14 protein-coding genes are annotated in these 19430 nt (G+C 67.2%); 5 read left to right on the top strand and 9 right to left on the bottom strand.

The window, feature by feature from the left end:
- Positions 1–38: 38 nt before the first annotated feature.
- Positions 39–1772: a glycerol-3-phosphate dehydrogenase/oxidase gene (locus ACLMAJ_RS07130; RefSeq protein ID WP_412012711.1), complete on the top strand. Its 1734-nt coding sequence runs from the start codon at positions 39–41 to the stop codon at positions 1770–1772.
- Positions 1773–1789: 17 nt separating this feature from the next.
- Here the strand turns inward: ACLMAJ_RS07130 and ACLMAJ_RS07135 are convergent, their stop codons facing one another.
- The 6 genes from ACLMAJ_RS07135 to ACLMAJ_RS07160 form a co-directional block, all read right to left on the bottom strand.
- Positions 1790–3100, bottom strand: a complete 1311-nt coding sequence (locus ACLMAJ_RS07135; protein WP_412012712.1) for a sensor histidine kinase — start codon at positions 3098–3100, stop codon at positions 1790–1792.
- A complete protein-coding gene (locus tag ACLMAJ_RS07140; RefSeq protein WP_412012713.1) occupies positions 3097–3771 on the bottom strand; it encodes a winged helix-turn-helix domain-containing protein in 675 nt (224 codons plus the stop codon). The genes ACLMAJ_RS07135 and ACLMAJ_RS07140 overlap by 4 nt, the downstream gene beginning before the upstream one ends.
- 93 nt (positions 3772–3864) lie before the next feature.
- Positions 3865–4065, bottom strand: a complete 201-nt coding sequence (locus tag ACLMAJ_RS07145; RefSeq protein WP_412012714.1) for a hypothetical protein — start codon at positions 4063–4065, stop codon at positions 3865–3867.
- A gap of 464 nt (positions 4066–4529) precedes the next feature.
- Positions 4530–4871: a hypothetical protein gene (locus ACLMAJ_RS07150; RefSeq protein ID WP_412012715.1), complete on the bottom strand. Its 342-nt coding sequence runs from the start codon at positions 4869–4871 to the stop codon at positions 4530–4532.
- Between the two features lie 135 nt (positions 4872–5006).
- Positions 5007–5783 carry a DNA-formamidopyrimidine glycosylase family protein gene (locus ACLMAJ_RS07155; RefSeq protein WP_412012716.1) on the bottom strand — a complete coding sequence of 259 codons (777 nt, stop codon included), beginning with the start codon at positions 5781–5783 and terminating at the stop codon, positions 5007–5009.
- A gap of 63 nt (positions 5784–5846) precedes the next feature.
- A complete protein-coding gene (locus tag ACLMAJ_RS07160; protein ID WP_412012717.1) occupies positions 5847–10733 on the bottom strand; it encodes an ATP-dependent helicase in 4887 nt (1628 codons plus the stop codon).
- Positions 10734–10872: 139 nt separating this feature from the next.
- Between ACLMAJ_RS07160 and ACLMAJ_RS07165 the strand changes: the two genes are divergently transcribed.
- On the top strand, positions 10873–11418 hold the full coding sequence (locus ACLMAJ_RS07165; RefSeq protein ID WP_328409656.1) for a histidine phosphatase family protein: 546 nt from the start codon (positions 10873–10875) through the stop codon (positions 11416–11418).
- On the opposite strand, the gene ACLMAJ_RS07170 is transcribed toward ACLMAJ_RS07165, so the two are convergent.
- Positions 11408–12040 (bottom strand): TetR/AcrR family transcriptional regulator, encoded by a 633-nt coding sequence (locus tag ACLMAJ_RS07170; RefSeq protein ID WP_412012718.1) that lies wholly within the window; start codon positions 12038–12040, stop codon positions 11408–11410. The two genes, ACLMAJ_RS07165 and ACLMAJ_RS07170, sit on opposite strands and share 11 nt — an antisense overlap.
- Before the next feature lie 69 nt (positions 12041–12109).
- On the opposite strand from ACLMAJ_RS07170, the gene ACLMAJ_RS07175 reads away from it, so the two are divergent.
- Entirely contained in the window at positions 12110–13057 is a 948-nt protein-coding gene (locus ACLMAJ_RS07175) for a patatin-like phospholipase family protein (RefSeq protein ID WP_412012719.1), read from the top strand.
- The gene (locus ACLMAJ_RS07180) at positions 13054–13893 is read left to right on the top strand and encodes an SDR family oxidoreductase (RefSeq protein ID WP_412012720.1); all 840 of its coding nucleotides are present in this window, start codon (positions 13054–13056) and stop codon (positions 13891–13893) included. The genes ACLMAJ_RS07175 and ACLMAJ_RS07180 overlap by 4 nt, the downstream gene beginning before the upstream one ends.
- Positions 13894–14000: 107 nt before the next feature.
- Here ACLMAJ_RS07180 and ACLMAJ_RS07185 read toward each other — a convergent pair whose 3' ends face one another.
- Both ACLMAJ_RS07185 and ACLMAJ_RS07190 read right to left on the bottom strand, forming a co-directional pair.
- Entirely contained in the window at positions 14001–15188 is a 1188-nt protein-coding gene (locus tag ACLMAJ_RS07185; RefSeq protein ID WP_412012721.1) for a lipase family protein, read from the bottom strand.
- 308 nt (positions 15189–15496) lie between these two features.
- Positions 15497–15685 carry a hypothetical protein gene (locus ACLMAJ_RS07190; RefSeq protein WP_412012722.1) on the bottom strand — a complete coding sequence of 63 codons (189 nt, stop codon included), beginning with the start codon at positions 15683–15685 and terminating at the stop codon, positions 15497–15499.
- Positions 15686–15852: 167 nt separating this feature from the next.
- Here ACLMAJ_RS07190 and ACLMAJ_RS07195 point away from each other — a divergent pair, with 167 nt between their 5' ends.
- Positions 15853–19326 carry an indolepyruvate ferredoxin oxidoreductase family protein gene (locus tag ACLMAJ_RS07195; protein WP_412012723.1) on the top strand — a complete coding sequence of 1158 codons (3474 nt, stop codon included), beginning with the start codon at positions 15853–15855 and terminating at the stop codon, positions 19324–19326.
- Positions 19327–19430: the final 104 nt, after the last annotated feature.

A 19430-nucleotide genomic window follows, 5' to 3' on the forward strand; every position in this document is an offset into this window, starting at 1 on the left:
CTACACCCGACGCCGGCGTCGGCTGGAGGAGTCGAGCAATGACCAAGAAACCGGAATCGCAGTTCCTCGGCCCCGAGCAGCGTACGGCGGCGTGGGAGCGATTGGGTAAGGACCACTTCGACGTTGTCGTTGTCGGCGGTGGCGTTGTCGGCGCGGGCATCGCGCTCGACGCGGCGACCCGCGGCCTGAATGTCGCGCTTGTCGAGGCGCGTGACCTCGCCTCCGGCACCTCGAGTAGGTCATCGAAGATGTTCCACGGCGGTCTGCGGTATCTGGAGCAGCTGGAGTTCGGGCTGGTGCGCGAGGCGCTGAAGGAGCGTGAGCTCGCGCTGTCCACGCTGGCGCCGCACCTGGTGAAACCGCTGCGCTTCCTCTATCCGCTGACCCACCGCGCATGGGAGCGCCCGTATGTGGCGGCCGGTCTGATGCTCTACGACACCATGGGTGGCGCCAAATCCGTTCCAGGACAACGCCATTTATCTCGGCACGGCGCGCTGCGGCTGGCTCCCGGACTGCGGCGCGATTCGCTCGTCGGCGGTGTCAGCTACTACGACACGGTCGTCGACGACGCAAGGCACACCATGACCGTCGCACGCACCGCGGCGCACTACGGCGCGGTGATCCGGACCTCCACCCAGGTCGTCGGCTTCCTCCGCGAGGCCGACCGGGTGGTCGGGGTGAAGATCCGCGACAGCGAGGACCGCCGCACCGGCGAAGTCCGCTCCCATGTGGTCATCAACGCGACCGGTGTGTGGACCGACGAGGTGCAGGCGCTCTCGCGCAACCGCGGCCGGTTCCACGTGCGCGCCTCCAAGGGCGTGCACATTGTGGTGCCTCGCGACCGCATCGTCAGCGATGCCGCGATCATCCTGCGCACCCCGACCTCGGTGCTGTTCGTGATCCCGTGGGGCGCGCACTGGATTGTCGGAACCACCGACACCGACTGGAACCTCGACCTCGCGCATCCCGCGGCGACCAAGGCCGATATCGACTATCTGCTCGACCGGGTGAACGCGGTGCTCGTCACCCCGCTGACACCCGCCGACATCGACGGTGTGTACGCGGGCTTGCGGCCTTTGCTTGCGGGAGAGAGTGATTCGACCTCGAAGCTCTCGCGTGAGCACGCCGTCGCGCGGGTCGCGCCCGGTCTCGTCGGCATCGCGGGTGGCAAGTACACCACGTATCGGGTGATGGCCTACGACGCGGTAGATGAAGCGGCGCACGATATTCCGGCCCGAGTTGCGCCATCGATCACCGAGAAGGTCCCGTTGCTCGGCGCCGACGGATACTTCGCGTTGATCAACCAGACCGTGCAGCTGGCCGAGGCCTACGGCGTGCACCCGTACCGAATCGAGCATCTGCTGGATCGCTACGGCTCGCTCATCGACGAGGTGATGGCCATGGCCGATGGCAAACCCGAACTGCTGCAACCGATTATGGACGCACCGTCGTATTTGCAAGTGGAGGCCGTCTATGCCGCCGCCGCGGAGGGTGCGCTGCACCTGGAGGACATCCTGGCCAGGCGGACCAGGATCTCCATCGAGTACTCCCATCGCGGCGCGGACTGCGCAGAACAGGTGGCCCGGCTTGTCGCACCGGTGCTGGGCTGGGACGACGACGAAATCGACCGTGAGGTGAAGACGTACCAGGCAAGGGTCGAGGCCGAGATCCGCTCGCAGACCCAGCCCGACGATGCCTCGGCCGACGCATTGCGCATCGCCGCACCCGAGCCACGCCCGGAGATCCTGGAGCCGGTACCACTCGAGAGTTGAGGGCGAGGGCCACCGAGTCAGGAGTGATCGAGCGGCGGCGGTGGCAAGGCGATCGAGACGATTGTGCCGCCGCCCGCCGCCGGTTCCATCGACGCGCTGCCGCCATGCAGGTCCGCGATCCAGGCGACGAGCGCGAGGCCGATCCCGCTGCCACGTCCTCCGGTCACACCGCGCTGGAAAGGGTTGCTCGACAGTTGCGGATTGATTCCCGCGCCGTGATCGCGGACGCGGACGCGCCCGTCGGCCACATGTACCTCGATCGGTGCGCTGCGGTTCACCGCGCCGTGCACGATCGCGTTCTCGATCAGATTGCGCACCGCGAGGCTCAGCAGGCTCGGATCGCCGACCACAACCGTCGGATTCACCTGGACGGCGATATTCGCCTGGGGGAACTCCTCGACGACCGCTTCGGTGAGCTGATCCAGCAGCAGTTGCACCCTCTCCATCGTGGTGACGCCCGCCTGCATGCGGGCCCTTGCGAGCAGCCCCGCGACGATGCGCTCCATCCGATCGCCGAGTGACCGCGCGTCGGTCAGCGCCCGCCGGCTGTCGGGAGCCGCGCGCTCGCGCGGCTCGGTGACCAGCCGCAGCGTGGTCAGCGGGGTGCGCAGTTCGTGCGCCGCGTCGCCGAGGAATCGCTCCTGCTCTTCGACCATCACCATGACCTGGCGCATACTCCGACCCGAAAGCACGTGCCCCGCGATGGCGGAGAGGGCGACCAGGGTGCCGCCGCCGACGGCGAGCCCCCAGATCAGCAGCGCCCGATCGCGGTCCCACAGACCAGGATTCGTGCCCGCGATGACAACCGCCTTTACTCTGGAGTTCTCCCAGGAGATCGGCGTGGCCGCGATCCGGACGGGGCGGCCCATGTTGTCGAACCCGTCGCGGAAGACGGTCTCGTCCGCGAAGACCGCGTCGTCGGCCAGTGCCGCCGCACCGTCGTCCTTGGGCAACCACGAGCGCAGGTGGGCGTAGCTCTCGGTCCACTTCCCGTCACCGTCGGAGCTGACGATCATGACCGCGGTTTCACCGTTGGCCAGCGTGTCGTTCTCGATCTGGCTCAGGTCGACGGCGTCCTCGTCGGGCGGGAGGTTGATGGCACGGTAGAGCCCGGTCACCACGCGGTCGAGGGAGTTATCGATGGCGTGATCGCGTGAACGCGAGTCGATGGTTGCCGCGACAAGCCCGAGGATGGTCAACGCGGTCGCGGTGACCGCGGTTATCAGTGCTGTCAGGTGCCAGCGGGTTCGCCGCAATCTCGCTACCGCGGGGCGGGCCGCGACCGTGCCGATGGTCCTGCCGCCCGGCCCGTCGAGCAGGGAATTCACTGTGCGAACGGTGCACTTCCGATCATGAAGCCTGCGCCGCGAACGGTATCGATGACCTGCGGAGCACCCAGCTTGCGGCGCAACTGCCCGACGACGACGTCGACGACGTTCGACGCGGGTTCGGCCATCTCGTCCCAGCAACATTCGATGAGCTCGGAGCGGGAAACGACGTTGCCCGCGCGGGTGGCGAGCAATTCGAGCACGGCGAATTCCTTGGGGGTCAGCGAGCGCAGGATGCCTGCGCGCTGGACGCGGCGCCGTGGCAGATCGATGTCGATGTCACCGAGCACGATGCGTGCGTGCGCGGGCTGCTCGCGCCGACGGCACAGTGCGCGTACCCGAGCGGCGAGCTCGGCCAGCGCGAAGGGCTTGGACAGGTAGTCGTCGGCACCGTTGTCGAAGCCCGCGATCCGGTCGGCGAGCGCGTCGCGGGCGGTCAGTATCAATACCGGAACGCGTCGACCCGCGGCGCGTTGCGCGGCGACGAGGTGCAGGCCGTCCCCGTCGGGGAGCCCGCGGTCGACGACGAGGCAATCGTAGGTGTTGACGGTGACCTTGAGATCGGCGTCGGCGAGGTGGTTCGAGAGGTCCACCGCAAAGCCCGCCGACCGTAGTCCCGCCGCCACTTCGTTGCCGAGGCCCTCGTCGTCCTCAACCACCAAAACCCGCACGAGGTCTGAGAATACGGCATTTCAGTTACCGCGTGCGGGCCGGAGCGCGACTGGCCCGACCCCTCCGGGCCAGTCGGTTTCGGATTCGATCGATCAGAAGGTGTGCAGGTCCCAGCCGCCGGGCACCTCGACACACTGCCACTCGGTGCCGCCGGTCTTGGGCGAGTCGCCGTCGGCGGCGCAGGCCTCGTAGGTCGCGTAGTTGCCGATGTACTCGGCGGTGGCGACACCGGCGCCGGTGGCGACAGCCCCGATCGCGAAAATTCCTGCGGCGATTGCGGTCTTGATCTTCATGGTCTGGTTTTCCTTTCGCTCCGCGCGGTTCTCCGCGCTGGAAACAAGAAAACCAATCCCACTGTGAGGATTTCGTGATGACAGTGAAACCGCAGGTCAGTGGGTATTGTCGGGCGCTTCCACGCTCAGCGCCCATGACACGAGGGAGCGCAGATAGCGCAGCACCATCGTGTCGGGGTACCGAACGCGGTCGGCCAGATGCAGTCGGGCCAGTTCTTCCAATTCGAATGTGGGCGGCCTGCTCGACGCGCTGCCCGAGCATGCCGAGATCTATGCGGCCGCGGACAAACTCGGCTACACCCCCATCGTGAGCACCAACCTGTACCTCGACCGCCCACTCGGAACCACTTCGCAGTTCGAGGCGCTGATCGGCGGCACCGGCGTCATCGACGAGGTCTTCGACCGGCAACTGATGACCGGGCGCAGCACCGAACAAGCTTGGCTGTACTGCCTGACCATTCGACTCACGCCGTGGCGTTTTGCGGAGCCCGCAGCTCGGCGGCGTTGTGCGCGGAGAACGGGGTTACCTCGGCGCCGTGGTCGCGCACCAGCTCCCGTAGCCGCTGTTGGTCGCGCGGGATGGCCAGGCGGCCGACGTTGTTGGGCATCGGATTCGCGGCACCTTCGAGATGGTGGGTGGGTAACGACGGCGGGCGCGGCGTGGGCGTGGTCGAATCGCCCGCAGGCGTGGTCGGTCGCAGCAGGCAGTAGGTGAACGCCACGGTTGCGGCGATAGCGACGACGGTGACGAGCAGACGAACGGCAATCGCTAATAGCCGCGGCCTACTGATCGGCCCAATCATCATTTGCCTGCTCTCATAGTGCTCGCTAACGCATTCCGATGATGTTGTCGCGCGGCAATGCGGAAGTATTAGCAATGGAATGGCAAATCACACCGACAGTCACGGCTTTGTGCGTGTCGGTGTCCGATGCTCCGCCCATCAGGCGGGTGGTGGCTGGCAGCGCGGGCAGAAGTAGATGCCGCGCTCGCGTTGGGTGATGCGGTCGGCGGGTGCGGTTTCGCCGAGCAGGTGGACCACGAGCGGGGTGCCGCAGCGCTGGCACGGGCGGCGGGTGCGGCCGTAGGCCAATGGACGCCACGGCGGCTCGGTGGCGGCCTTGGTGAGCACGCGGTGCGCCTCGTTGACCAGTGCGAGCAGGTCGGGGACGGCGGCGATGGGTGTGGCAGGGTGCACGCGGCGCAGGAAGCATATTTCGCTGCGATAGATATTGCCGACGCCGGCCAGGTTCCGTTGGTCGAGCAGCGCGAGCCCGATCGGTTGCGCGGGGTGCTGCGTCAGTCGCCGCAGCGCTTCGGTGACATCCCAGTTCGCGCCGAGCAGGTCGGGACCGAGGTGATCGGTCGCGGTGTGCTCGTCCGTGCGGCGCAATACCTCGACGGTGCCGAGGGAGAAGCCGACCGCCTCGGTGTCATCGGCGCCGAGGACCAGGCGCGCGGTCACCCGCGGCCGGGTCCAGCGCTCCCCGGTGCAGTAGGTGCGCCACTCGCCCTCCATTTTCAGATGGGTGTGGATGCTGACCTCCGGCGTCCTGATGAACAGGTGCTTGCCGTAGCTGCCGATGCTGTCGATCCGCTGTCCGCGCAGGTCGACGGTGGCATAGCGAGGCACCCGGAAATCGCTGCGAGTCAGCGTCTTTCCCTCGAGCGCAAGTCGCAACCTGCTCGCGGTCAGGAAAACGGTGTCGCCCTCAGGCATGGTTCGACTCTGGAACCGTCGACGCACGATGAGGCGCGCAGTGGCCTGGCAAACAGTGGAGGGTCACGGCTGTCTCCGCAGCCGTAGACCGCGTGGCGTCCGTGAGAATCCCGCCTCGGTGAGGAAACCGGCGAAGGTGTTGCCGTGCACGGATTCTCCGTCGACCTTGTCGATCACCAGCGAGTCGACACGGCGTTCGCGGACCAGACCGGCCAGCGCGGTGGCGGCGGCCTGGCGGGCGTTGGGATCCTCGGTGAAGGTGAGCAGCGTCTTGCCGCCGCGTTCCAGATAGAGCGCGAGTTCGCCGTCGATCAGTACGACGATCGCGCCCGCTTTGCGGCCGGGGCGGTGGCCCGCGCTCTCCGGCGAGCCTTTGGGCCAGGGCAGTGCTGCGCCATAAGGATTCGCGGGATCGCTGGCCGCCAGCGCGAGTGCGGTGTCGGTCTGCTCTCGGCCCTGGGCCGAGCGCGAACGTTCGGCATCGAACGAACGCAGCCGATCGACCACGTCGGTGGTGGAGAACTGCGCGCCGCCGAGCGAATCGATGAAATAGCCTCTGCGACAACGCCCACGGTCCTCGAATTCGGTGAGCACCCGGTACATCAGCGCGAATCCGCCGGGCACGCCCTCGCTTTGGACCGAACCGCGGGTCAACACGCCGTAGCGCTCCAACAGCATGTCTGCGGTCGCATGCGCGCGCACGGTGTTGTCCGACACCCGATCCGGCAGCAGCGACCACCGGCCCGCGACCGCGGGCGGTCCGGAGCGCATCGGCATGCTCGGCCGCGGCAGGTAAGCCCGCCCACGCGGTGCGCGCCGCGGCATTCGGTGCGCGGTCGTCGTCCGCGCGGTGCCGGACAGCAGCCCTCGCACGGGAGCGAAAGTGTCACCGGCAACTACACCCGCCCACACCAACTCCCACAGCGCGGCAGATACTTTCGGGTCGTCGAGCAGCCCGGTGGCATCGGAGAGCTGCCGGAAAAAGTAGGCGCCCCCACCTTGGAGTACCGGTGGTAGACGCGTCGGTGGCGAGCCGCCCGCATCCACCGACCGAAGTCCAGCAGCGGGGAAGTCGCTGCCCGCGCCATCGGTCCGCGCTGGTTGGGTCGTCTCGATCGGAGTCCATGGTGCGAATGCCGCGCCGAGCGCGTTGAGTAGGCGCAGGTGGACCTCGGACAGTTCGATGTCGTCGGTGGGCGGCAGTGTGAAGGGGGCCTGGTCGGCCAGGTGCAGCGCGACCCAGCCGTCCTTGGCGGTGATGGCGCCGTGGCCGGACCAGATCACCTCGCCGGTGGCCATCAGTTCGTCGAGCATGGCGGGGGAGTAGTCGCGGACGCGGGCGGGCAGCACGAGTGATTCCCAGGCCGAGGCGGGGATCGGTACGCCCGCAAGCTGTTCCACGACGGTGGCGACACCGTCGACGCCGCGTAGTTCGCCGGTGCCGATGTGCTGCCAGGAGGGGAGGAAACGGCCGAAGGCCGCGGTGGCCACCGGCTCGACCTCGTGCCTCGCTGCCGCGAGCGAGCGGCGACGCAACCGGCGAAGGACCTGGGTGTCACACCATTCGGAGCCGGTCGTCGCCGGTGTGAATTCACCTTCCACCACCCGCTTTTCGGCGACAAGTCGGTGCAGGGCGGTCGCGGCGACGGCGGTGCCGAGCCCGAATCGGGCGGCCACCGCCTCGGTGCTGAACGGTCCGTGGGTGCGGGCGTAGCGACCGACCAGGTCACCGAGCGGGTCGGCGACCGGTTCGATGAAGGCCGCCGGCGTGCCGATCGGAAGGGGTACGCCGAGCGCGTCGCGCAGTCGCGCCGCGTCCTCCACGGCCACCCACCAGGTGTGGCCCGCGAAGGTAACCTCCAGTGCCCGACGTGATTTCACCAGATCGGCGAACCATTCGGCGGGGTCTTGGGCACCGACGGGTTCTCTTCGACGGCTACTCGCGTGGTCCGGCCCGGCATCGAGGTCCGGCTCGTCCGAACGGACGACGCACCGTTCGGCCGCCTCGGCGCCGGTGAGCGGCCCGAGCAGGCGCAGCAGGTCGGCCAAACCCTCGGCGTCGCGGGCGCGGCGTTCCGGGGTCAGCCGTTGCAACTCCAGTTCGGTCTGCTCGATGATCGCCGCGTCGAGTAGTTCGCGCAGTTCCACCCGCCCGAGCAGTTCGGCGAGCAGGCTGGAGTCCAAGGACAGCGCGGCGGCGCGGCGTTCGGCCAGCGGGCTGTCGCCGTCGTACATGAACTGCCCGATGTAGTCGAACAACAGGGCATTCGCGAAGGGCGAAGGCGTCGCGGTCTCCACCTCGACAAGCCGCAGCTGACGACGCGCGACCCGGCCGAGCAGATCGCGCAGCGAGGGCAGATCGTAGACGTCGCGCAGACATTCGCGCACCGTCTCCAGCAGGATCGGAAAGTCCGGGAACTTGCGCGCCACATCGAGCAGTTGCGCCGAGCGCTGGCGCTGCTGCCACAACGGCGCCCGCTTGCCGGGATCGCGCCGGGGCAGCAGCAGCGCCCGCGCCGCGCACTCACGGAAGCGGGAGGCGAAAAGCGAGGAGCCACCGACCTGTTCGGTGACGATTTCATCGATCTCGTCGGGCTCGAATACGAAAAGCTCCGCGCCGGGCGGATCATCGGTGGTGTCGGGTAGCCGCACCACGATCCCGTCGTCGGAAGAGGTCGGGCTGGCGTCGACACCGAACCGTTCACGCAGCCTTGCCCCGATCGCCAGCGCCCATGGCGCGTGCACGGGCTGCCCGTAGGGCGAGTGCAGTACCAGCCGCCAGTCGCCGAGCTCGTCGCGGAACCGTTCCACGATCAGCGTGCGATCGGTGGGCAATTGGCCGGTCGCGGTGCGCTGTTCCTCGAGCAGGGTGAGCAGGTTCGTCGCCGCGTTGTCGTCGAGACCCGCGCCACGGACGATCTCGTCGAAGCCCGCGCCCTGTGTCGAAGGGGCGGGCTGCACAGCCGAAGCCGCGCCTGCCGTGGTCTTGCCGCGCGACGGTCGTTTCCGAGGGGCCTCGACGGTTGCCGCCGTGCGCTGTGCGAGGGCCGCGGCGGAATCCTGTCCGGCTTTGCGGATGAATTCGCCCAGCGCCTCGCCGAGTTCCGCTGGGCGGCCCAGCCCGTCGCCGTGCCAGAACGGCAGCCGTCCCGGCTGGCCGAACGCCGGCGTCACCAGTACCCGGTCGAAGGTGATCTCCTCGATCCGCCAGCTGGTCGCACCGAGGGCGAACACATCGCCGACCCGGGATTCGTACACCATCTCCTCGTCGAGTTCGCCGACCCGCGAGGCCTTTTCACCGACCATGTACACCGCGAACATGCCGCGGTCGGGGATCGCGCCGCCGGAGGTCACCGCGAGGCGTTGCGCGCCGGGCCGCCCGGTCAGCGTGCCTGCGTCGCGGTCCCACACCAATCGCGGTCGCAGTTCGGCGAATTCGTCGGAGGGATAACGGCCGGAAAGCAGATCCAGTACCGACTCGTAGGCCGAGCGTGGCAGCGCGGCGTAACTTCCGGTGGCACGCACGGTGTCGAACCAAGCGTCGACATCGATCGCTTCGAGCGCGCACGCGGCAACGGTCTGCTGCGCCAGAATGTCCAGCGGATGCGCCGGGATCTGGATCGCCTCGATCTGACCAGTGGTCATGCGCTGTGCGGCGACCGCACAGTGGATCACATCGGTGCGGTGCTTCGGGAATAGCACGCCGCGCGAGATCTCGCCGACCTGGTGTCCGGCGCGACCGATCCGCTGCAAGCCGCTCGCCACCGAGGGCGGCGCCTCCACCTGTACCACCAAATCGACCGCGCCCATGTCGATACCGAGCTCGAGACTGCTGGTGGCCACCACGCAGCGCAGTCGTCCGCTCTTGAGGTCGTCCTCGATGAGCGCGCGCTGTTCCTTGCTCACCGAACCGTGGTGCGCACGCGCGAGGAGTTGCCCCGCACCGTGAATCACCTCCGTGGACGGCCCGAGCTGGGCGGGCGGCTTGTGTTCGGTCTCGACGGGCTCACCTACCCGCGCCGCGTAGGACTCGTTGAGCCGCGCGGTGAGCCGCTCGGCCAGCCGCCGGGAGTTCGCGAACACGATGGAGGAGTGGTGCTCGAGCACCAGATCCACGATCGCCTCGTCCACATGCGGCCAGATGGATCCTGGCTGATCGGAGTCGCCGGGCTCGGTCATATCCGCGACAGGCACCCGTACCGAAAGATCGAAGGTCTTCGGCGACGGCGGCGACACGATGGTGATCGGCGCGTGCCCGACAAGGAAGCGCCCAACCTCCTCCGGCGGGCGCACGGTCGCCGAGAGTCCGATCCGCTGTACCGGCCGCCCATCCGTCGCCCGAACACCATCCGTCATCGAGTCGCTATGCGACGCCGACGTCAATTGATCCAACCGGGCCAGCGACAACGCCAGGTGCGCGCCGCGTTTGCCTCCCGCGATGGCGTGCACCTCGTCCACGATCACCGTGTGCACATCGCTGAGAGTTTCCCGTGCCGCGGAGGTGAGCATGAGGAACAGTGATTCCGGTGTGGTGATCAGGATGTCGGGCGGTGTCCGCTGCATCGAGCGGCGGTCGGAGGCACTGGTATCGCCGGACCTGACCCCGACGGTGATCTCCGGTGGGTCGAGCCCCAGCCGCTTCGCGGTCTGCGTGACACCGACCAGCGGTGCGCGCAGGTTGCGTTCCACATCGACCGCAAGCGCCTTGAGCGGCGAGACATACAGCACCGAGGTGCCGCGACGAGGGGGCTTGCCTTCAGGTTTCGGCCGACGCGCGAGCTGATCGATTGCCCACAGGAACGCCGACAATGTCTTTCCCGACCCGGTCGGTGCCACCACCAATGTGTGCTCACCTGCCGCGATGGCCTTCCATGCGCCCAATTGAGCGGCGGTAGGCGCGGGAAAGGCGCCGTCGAACCACTCCTGGGTCGCGGTGGAGAACTGAGCCATGGGACCAGTCTGCACCCGGGCACCGACAACTCATCGGACCGCGAAGACATACCGGCGGCGGCCCCGTCCTGCCAACTGTCCGAGCGAAGGCAGAGCAATCGAACAACGATCACCTCCGCAGGGCCGTACGCTTCGATCCGTGCAAAAGGTGCTCAGACTCGACCTGGTCAGCCATGGCATGACCGAGGCGATGCGAAAGGCACGTTTTCCAGTCGACGAGTCGCTGACCGAAGCAGGCCGAAGGGCGATCGCCGCGTGCGGGCCACTCACGGCCGCCCGAGTCCTCACCGGCCCAGAACGCCGGGCCGTGGAGACCGCCGCCCTGATGGGGCTGCCCGGCGAGGAGGACACCCGGCTGCGCGACCTCGACGCGGGGGCTTGGCGCGGCGGCGAGTTGATGTCGGTGCCGCAGGACGAGCTGTATGCCTGGCTGACAGACCCGCAGTTCCGAGGTCACGGGGGTGAATCCGTGGTCGACGTAGTCGAGCGAACCAGATATTGGATGGCCGAGATCGCCTCCGAAGGCATGTCGACCATCGCGATCACCCATCCCGCGGTGATCAGGGCGGCGCTCTTGGTCGCCCTCGACGCGCCGCCGAAATCGTTCTGGCGGATCGACATTCCGCCGGGCAGCGTAACCAGGTTGCATTACCGAGGGGAATGGACGCTGCACTTTACGGCGTGACCGCGCTCGGTTGCGCGCGCCGCGGCGGCCCGTCACCGAAGGTCACCAGCAACCGCAGTGCGTCGGTGATCAGCCCGGCCGGGATCGACGGGTCGATGGCACGCTGCATGCCGAGGCCGATACCCATGCTGAGGATCGCGCTCGCCGCGTCCTGCGCCGACATCGGCAGCGGAATTCCGACCGTGTCGGCCAAGCTTTGCACTTGCGCGGCGACCGCGCCGCGCACCATACCGAGGCTCGATACCAGTGCGGCTTGCAGCTCCGGATCGTCGCGGGCGACCGTGGCGAACTCGAATTCCAGCAGGGTCCAGCCGACGTCGCCGATGGTCCGCTCGGCCCACTCCTGGAAGCGTTCGAGCTGGTCTTCGAGGGTGTCGCCGGCCGCGATCAGGTCGGTGACCTCTTGGAATTTGGTGGTATGGATGAGCCCGAGCACCTCTAGGCCGAGCTCTTTTTTGGTGCGGAAGTTCGAATAGACCGCGCCCTTCGAGTAGCCCGCTTCCTCGGCGACCCGTTCCAGGCTGGTTTTCGCGTAGCCCTCGGCCAGGAAGAGGTCGCGTGCCGTGGCGATCAGGTCCGCGCGGGTGCGGGCCTGGCTTTCGGACCGGGTCAGACGTGCCATGCGGCTGATTCTACGTACCGATAGATTTCGGATACCGAAGGTATTTGGATTCTGCTAGTGTTTGGAACCATGGGTAACAAGAACGGGTCACCGCGGCGTGGCCTGGCCATCGGCTGCGGCGGCACGCTCGGAGCCGCCTGGATCGTCGCCGCGCTCGCCGCGACCCGCGACGTGCTGGACTGGGATCCGCGCGAGGCGGACGTGCTGATCGGCACCTCCGCGGGCGCGGAAATGATGACCATGCTCGGCAGCGGCATCGGGGTGGACGAGTTGGTCGCGATGCAACGTGGCACCACGACGAATCCGATTCTGTTGGCGCACATGCGGTCCGAACCGGGACGTTTCCCGCCGCTGCCCCGCCCGCGGCTCGGCTCGCTTCGGCTGCCCCTGCGTCGCACCGAATCCGGGCAGGCGCTGCTCACCGCGGGCAGTGGCCTGCTGCCGGTCGGCGGAGGTGACCCGAGCTGGTTGCAGCACCTGGCCGAGCGCCTGAACCCGGGGCGTTCCTGGGTGCCGCATCCCGCGACCTGGCTGGTTGCGATGGATTACGCGACCGGCGAGCGCGTCGCATTCGGTTCGCCCGACGCGCCGGAGGCCACACTCGGCGAGGCACTGCGGGCGTCGTGGGCGGTGCCGGGGTGGTTCCCGCCGGTCCCTATCGCAGGCCGCCGCTTCATCGATGGCGGCGCCGGTTCGACGGCCTCGGTCGACCTGCTGATCCCGGAAAAGCTGGATGAGGTTGTGCTGCTTGCCCCGATGGCCTCGACCGGGAAGATCCCGGCGACCGGACCTGGCCATTTCGTCGAGCGCCGGATGCGAAACCGGATGAGCGCCGAGCTCGATGCCGAGGTCGCCCAACTGCGCGCGGTTGGCACCAAGGTGCTCCGCGTCGATGCCACCGCCGAGGATCTCGCGGTCATGGGACCCAACTTCATGGACGGCCGCCGCCGCCGCGACACCTTCGAACGCAGTCTGCGCAGCACCCGCCGGGCGCTGGAACAAGGAGCGATCGTATGAGCATTCTCGGACACGGTTACCCCGACTTCGATCTGAAGGGGGCGCGGGTGCTCATCACCGGCGCGGGCCGCGGCATCGGCAGGTCCACGGCGGAGTTGTTCGCCGCCAAGGGCGCCGAGATCGCGATCGCCGACGTCGACACCGTCGCGGCGGAATCCGCGGCGGCCGCGATCGGTGCGTGTTCCTACGAACTCGATGTGCGTGCACGCGATCAGTGGGACAAGGCGGTCGCCGATTTCGGTCGCATCGACATCCTGGTCAACAACGCGGGGGTCATGCCTGCGGGCGCCTTCCTCGACGAGCCGGACGCCGTCGGCCACGCCACGATGGACATCAACGTGTGGGGGCTGATCAATGGCATGCGCACGGTGGTTCCCGGCATGATCGAGCGCGGCCACGGTCACGTCGTCAACGTGGCATCGCTTGCTGGCAAGATCCCGGTGGCCGGACTCGCGGTCTACAACGCGAGCAAGTTCGCCGCCGTAGGCCTTTCGGCGGCAACGCGTTTGGAGTTCGCCCCGCAGGGTGTCAGCGTCAGCTGCGTGATGCCTTCGGCGGTCCGCACCCGCCTGTCCTCGGGCTTGACCCTCGGCAAGGGCATGCCGACCGTCGAACCGGAAGACGTCGCCGCCGCCATCGTGCACACCGTCGGTACCCGCAAGGCCGAGGTCGCGGTCCCGAGCTATCTCGGCCCCATCGACCTCGCACTCGCCGCCGCCCCCGAACGCGCGGTTCGCCTGGTACGCAGGCTCTTCGACGGCGACCGCGCACTGCATCCCGCCGACGACGAGACTCGCGCGAAGTACGAAAAGCAGGTCCGCTCGATCACCGAGTAGCCGCCGGTGCGGGCGATTCACTCGGTGGCACGTGAGCGCGGCAACGGCTCGTCACCAACGAAAAGCGGCCCAGGAGAATATCTCCAGGGCCGCCATCGTTGCGGAATTCAGCAGCTGGTCGGTACCGGGTCGCCGCGGAAGCGGGCTTCCACGTAATTCCAGGCGTCGGCGAAACCGGCGACGGCTGTTGTCATGTGTTCGGCGATTTCGTAGGGGCGGAACTGGACCGGTGCTCCCGCGCGGCAGTAGCGGTCGGCCACTTCGGCTACCGGGTTGAAAAAGGTGAGGGTGTCGAAGCGGCCCTGCCACACATAGGTCGGGACTGTCGGGACGCCGTCGAAGTATCGCAAGCTGTTCTCGCGCAACACCGCTCGCGCTTCGGGGCTATCCATCAGACTCTTGGTCGCCGCCATCTGTTCGGCGCTGCGGAAGGCGCCGTGGAAGAGCAGGAATCGACGACAGGCATCGTGGGTGAATTCCCGGAACCACAGGCCGTTCGGGTTGAGCTGATCGGAGATCGGCAGTCGGTTCGGGTATTCGCGTTCCAGGCCCATGGCCGCGGCGAAGGCGAGGCCGAATCCTGGGTGCGGGGCGAAACCCAGCGACAGCGCCATCTCTTCGAGGTCGGCGGGGATGCCGCCCGCGACGGCCGCGGCGAGTTTCAGCTCGGGAGCGTAGGTCGGCTGCAGCGCCGCCGCCCACGCGGTGGCCATCCCGCCGCCGGAGTAACCCGCGATCGCGACAGGCGACGACGAGAGACCGAGCTCGCTCACCTTCTGCACCGCTCGGACGCTGTCCAGGGTCATCATGCCGCTGAGCTTCGCCGCGCCGTAAGCAGAGGTAGGGCCGAGGTAGTCGGGCAGTGAGACCGCCCAGCCGCGGCCGATCGGAAGCATCGCGCCGACCGCGTCCTGCAATTCGCCGTTGAACAGCGATCGCGACGGGTTGCACTGGGTGCCGAGGGAATTGATCAGCGCCTGATAGGAGACCAGCGGCGGGTTCCGCACTCCGACGGGCATCAGGACGGTGGTCACTCCCATGACAGGGCCGCCGAGTGAGTTGGTGGAGCGGAAGGCTATCTGCCAGCCCTCGGTCCCCACGTAGAAGGCGGTGTCGATCTTGCGGGACCGCACAACATCGCCCGGCCGCAGCGCCTCCAACTCGGACGGCGGTGTGTAGAACGGATCGGGATCCGGAGTGGGATACAGGGGTTGGGCATTCGCGGGCACACCGAGCAGGCCGAGCGAAACGATACTCAACAACAGGATCGCGATCCTGAAGGGAACTCTGGACAAGGCTTTCCTTCGATGGGTCAGCCGCCACCGATAAAGTGGACCAGAGCCAACAACACCTCAGGTCGCAGCACATCGGACGGACCGGCACTACACGGGGGAAACCGCAGCGAACCACCTCGTTCACCGCGTAGACGGAGTAAAGAACCGGCGGCCGGATCGAACACGAGCCGATCGCGGCAGTGCAGTGGCCTCGTGCCTCCTTTCGGCTCGTGTGGGTGCCGGCGGCCGCCATGGGCGGCACCATCCGTTGCGAAAGTTATCGTCGACTTCACGAAGACAAGCACATGGCTCTATTGAAACTGTCAGTTTCACAACCTGAGCCATGTGGTCTTGGTCAAGATCACATGGTTGCCGAAAGTTGTCAAGTGCTCCGTCGGGGAACCAGTCCTACCCGCGTCGCCGACGAACTCATCGGTCGCTCGTCCGACACGATGCCTACCGCTCGGCGCGATGGTGGTCTTGGGCGGGGTGCGTAGCGTGGCCGCGGTCACAGCCACCTCACATCCTGCATAGGCCGTGCCCATTGGTGAGGGTCAGAATTGCGCACTTTGCTCAATATTCTCTGTCACTATTGTGCGTTCAGGGCTATGGAGACAGGATGGCGGCAACCAAGTGCTCAACGAAGCGAAGCGCCGGATCGGTGCTGAGCGGATGGGTGGACTGCATGACCGAGCTCGCTGACCGCGAACTGATCTCAGCCCCGTACGACCTTGCCGACCGTTACCGAGTCGGTGCGCAGACCGTTGTCCTCACCGGTGTCCAGGCGATCGCCAGAGCATTGGTCGAACAGCATGTCCGTGATTTGCGCGCCGGGCAGCGGGTGGGCACCTTCGTCTCGGGGTATCAGGGCAGCCCACTCGGTGGCGTCGACAAGATGTTGCACGGTATGCCGAATGTTCTTGCCGAGCATGACATTTCTTTCGTGCCGGGGTTCAACGAGGAAATCGCCGCCACTTCGGTGTGGGGCAGCCAGGCCGATCTGCCCTCGGGCACCGCGACCCATGACGGCGTCGTCGGGGTCTGGTACGGCAAGGGACCAGGGCTCGACCGCGCGACGGATGCCTTGCGGCACGCCAATATGTACGGCGTGAATTCGCGCGGCGGTGTGCTGCTGCTGGTCGGTGACGATCCGGCCTCCAAGTCCTCGACAGTGCCCGCGGTCAGTGAGCGCTCGCTGGCGGCGCTGAGTATTCCGGTGCTGTTCCCGCGCAATGCGCGCGAGATCGTCACCATGGGTCTGCACGGTGTCGCCCTTTCCCGCGCTTCGGGATGTCTTGTCGCACTGAAGATCGTGGCGGATGTGGCCGATGGCGCATGGACGGTCGACGGCACGGTGGGCGATATCGCCATCAATGTCCCGGAAATCGACTGGGAAGGAAAGCCGTTCAGCTACCTACAGCGGCCGATGGCGGCGCCGACGGACAGTGTTGTCGCCGAGGCGGATCTGTACGGCCCGCGCTGGGAAATCGTCAAGGCCTACAGCACGCTGAACGAGCTCGACGTCATCGAGCTGAATCCGGCGCGCGCCACCCTCGGAATCGCCGCGACGGGTACCACTTTCGATGCGGTCCGCCAAGCGCTCGTCGACCTCGGCGTCGACGACGCGGCGCTGCTGCGTGCGGGGGTTCGGCTGCTGCGGATCGGTATGCCGTATCCGATTGCGCCCGAACGTGTCCGGCAGTTCGCCGATGGCCTGTCGCGCGTCATTGTGGTCGAGGACAAGACGGCATTCATCGAAACGCAGATCCGGGAGATCCTGTACGGAACGCCGGACGCGCCGCAGATCATCGGCAAGCGCGACGGCGGCAACCTACCGCTGTTCGCCCAGGACGGTGAACTCACCGCGGGGCGAATCGTGGCGCCGTTGCGCCGTGCGCTCAAAGGTCATCTGGACATGAAACGACCACTGCCACAACCGCTGTCGCTGTCGGTATTGCCTGCCAAGCGCGCCGCCTACTTCTGCAGCGGCTGCCCGCACAACCGGTCGACCGCGGTGCCGGAGGGTTCGCTTGCCGGTGGCGGCATCGGCTGTCACACCATGGTCACCATGTCGGGTCGTGACGACAGCAAGGTCACCGGGCTGACCCAGATGGGCGGTGAAGGCGCGCAGTGGATCGGCCAGGCACCGTTCACCGATGTGCCACATCTGTTCCAGAACATCGGTGACGGCACGTTTTTCCACTCCGGGCAGCTCGCTGTGCAAGCGTGCATCGCCGCGGGCGTCGACATCACCTACAAGCTGCTCTACAACGACGTTGTCGCGATGACGGGTGCGCAGGACGCGGAAGGCGCGCTCGCGGTGCCGATGCTGACCCACAAGCTCAGTACCGAGGGCGTGCGGCAGATCATCATCTGCGCCGACGAACCGAAGAAATATCGCAAACGCGACCTCGCCGCGGGAACCCTACTGTGGCACCGTGATCGGCTCGACGAAGCACAGCGCACGCTGCGCGAGGTTCCCGGCGTCACCGTGCTCATCTATGACCAGCACTGCGCCGCCGACGCGCGCCGCAAGCGCAAGCGCGGCACCCTGCCGGTGCGCCGGACGCGGGTGGTCATCAACGAGGCGGTCTGCGAGGGCTGCGGCGACTGCGGCGTCAAGAGCAACTGCCTGTCCGTCCAGCCGGTCGACACCGAGTTCGGCCGCAAGACCAGGATCGATCAGACCTCCTGCAACACCGACTACAGCTGCATGGACGGCGACTGCCCGTCGTTCGTCACCGTGGAACTGCCCGATCCGGCGAAGGCGAACAAGCGCGACAAGATCAAGCGCGCCGAGCCGGCGGTGCTACCCGATCTCGTCGAGTCCGCACCCGTGACGACCCAGAACGTCTTCCTCGCGGGCATCGGCGGCACCGGCATAGTCACCGTCAATCAGGTGCTGGCCACCGCGGCACTGCGCGCCGGTTACGAGGTGGCGAGCCTTGATCAGATCGGACTGAGCCAGAAGGCCGGACCGGTCGTCTCACACCTTCGATTCGCGCTCGGCGAACTGGAGCCCGCGAACCGTCTGACGCCGGGTTCGGCCGACTGCATCGTGGCTTTCGACCTGCTCGCGGCCACGGACAACAAGAATCTGGCCTACGGCTCGAAGGCCGGCACGCTGTCGGTCGCCTCGACCAGCAAGACCCCGACCGGCGACATGGTCTACGACAAGTCCGTCTCCTATCCCGACGAGGGTGCGCTGCTGTCGCGGCTCGAGCGGGTCTCGCGCTCGGTGCGCTCGTTCGACGCACTGGCCGCCGCGGAGGTGCTGTTCGGCAACACCGCCGCCGCGAACTTCCTGATGGTCGGCGCCGCCTATCAGATCGGCGGCCTTCGCCTGCCCGCCGCGGCGATCGAAGAGGCCATCGAGATCAACGGTGTCGCCGTGGCCGTCAACATCGCCGCATTCCGCTGGGGACGCGTCGCGGTGGCACACCCGGACGACTTCGCGGCCGCCACTACTCGCCAGCGGCCCAAGCGCGCCGAAATCGCTATCCCCGCAGATCTTTTCGACGGTGTAACGGCGACGGGCGAGACCAGGCGCTTGATCGAACTGCGGGCCGTCGAGCTGATCGGGTTCCAAGGCATCCGCGTCGCGCGTGCTTATGTGCGGACCGTGCAACACATTTGGGATGCGGAGCAGCGCGTCACCGACCGCACCGAATTCAGCGAGCAGGTCGCCCGCGGCCTCTACAAATTCACCGCCTACAAGGACGAATACGAGGTCGCCCGGCGTCTCGTCGACCCGGCCTTCCTCGACGACCTCGCCGACCAACTCCCCGAGGGCGCGAACCTCACCTACCGCCTGCACCCACCCGTCCTGCGTGCGATGGGCCGCAAGAAGAAGATCGGCCTCGGCCCGCGCAGCCACCTGGCGCTACGCGTGCTCGCCAAGGGAAAGCGCCTGCGCGGCACCAAGTTCGATCCCTTCGGCTACGCGCATGTCCGTCGGGTGGAGCGAGCCCTGCTTGCCCACTACACCGAGATGGTGACGGCACTGGCAGCGGAGCTGGATGTGGCGGACTACGACCGGGCGGTGAAAGTCGCAGCACTGACCGATATCGTCCGCGGCTACGAGGAGATCAAGCTCGCCAACGTGGAGCTCTACCAGAATGGTTTGCGCGAATTGGGTATCGAGCCGCCGCAGCTGTAATCGGTAGTCGCGGTTGTCGGCGTTTTCCGCTCATCAGGGCCGGTGCTGCGTACCCTGATCGACATCTCACTCGTCGATCGCGGAACCCATACCACCGGAGAACT

Origin of the sequence: Nocardia arseniciresistens, assembly GCF_046764875.1 — a bacterium.
Lineage (GTDB): Bacteria > Actinomycetota > Actinomycetes > Mycobacteriales > Mycobacteriaceae > Nocardia > Nocardia arseniciresistens.

Excerpts from the sequence above, each read along its gene's own strand:
- ACLMAJ_RS07130 (WP_412012711.1), top strand. The coding sequence starts at position 39 with ATGACCAAGAAACCGGAATCGCAGTTCCTCGGCCCCGAGCAGCGTACG.
- ACLMAJ_RS07145 (WP_412012714.1), bottom strand. The coding sequence starts at position 4,065 with ATGAAGATCAAGACCGCAATCGCCGCAGGAATTTTCGCGATCGGGGCT.
- ACLMAJ_RS07150 (WP_412012715.1), bottom strand. The coding sequence starts at position 4,871 with ATGATGATTGGGCCGATCAGTAGGCCGCGGCTATTAGCGATTGCCGTT.
- ACLMAJ_RS07155 (WP_412012716.1), bottom strand. The coding sequence starts at position 5,783 with ATGCCTGAGGGCGACACCGTTTTCCTGACCGCGAGCAGGTTGCGACTT.
- ACLMAJ_RS07160 (WP_412012717.1), bottom strand. The coding sequence starts at position 10,733 with ATGGCTCAGTTCTCCACCGCGACCCAGGAGTGGTTCGACGGCGCCTTT.
- ACLMAJ_RS07170 (WP_412012718.1), bottom strand. The coding sequence starts at position 12,040 with ATGGCACGTCTGACCCGGTCCGAAAGCCAGGCCCGCACCCGCGCGGAC.
- ACLMAJ_RS07175 (WP_412012719.1), top strand. The coding sequence starts at position 12,110 with ATGGGTAACAAGAACGGGTCACCGCGGCGTGGCCTGGCCATCGGCTGC.
- ACLMAJ_RS07180 (WP_412012720.1), top strand. The coding sequence starts at position 13,054 with ATGAGCATTCTCGGACACGGTTACCCCGACTTCGATCTGAAGGGGGCG.
- ACLMAJ_RS07195 (WP_412012723.1), top strand. The coding sequence starts at position 15,853 with ATGACCGAGCTCGCTGACCGCGAACTGATCTCAGCCCCGTACGACCTT.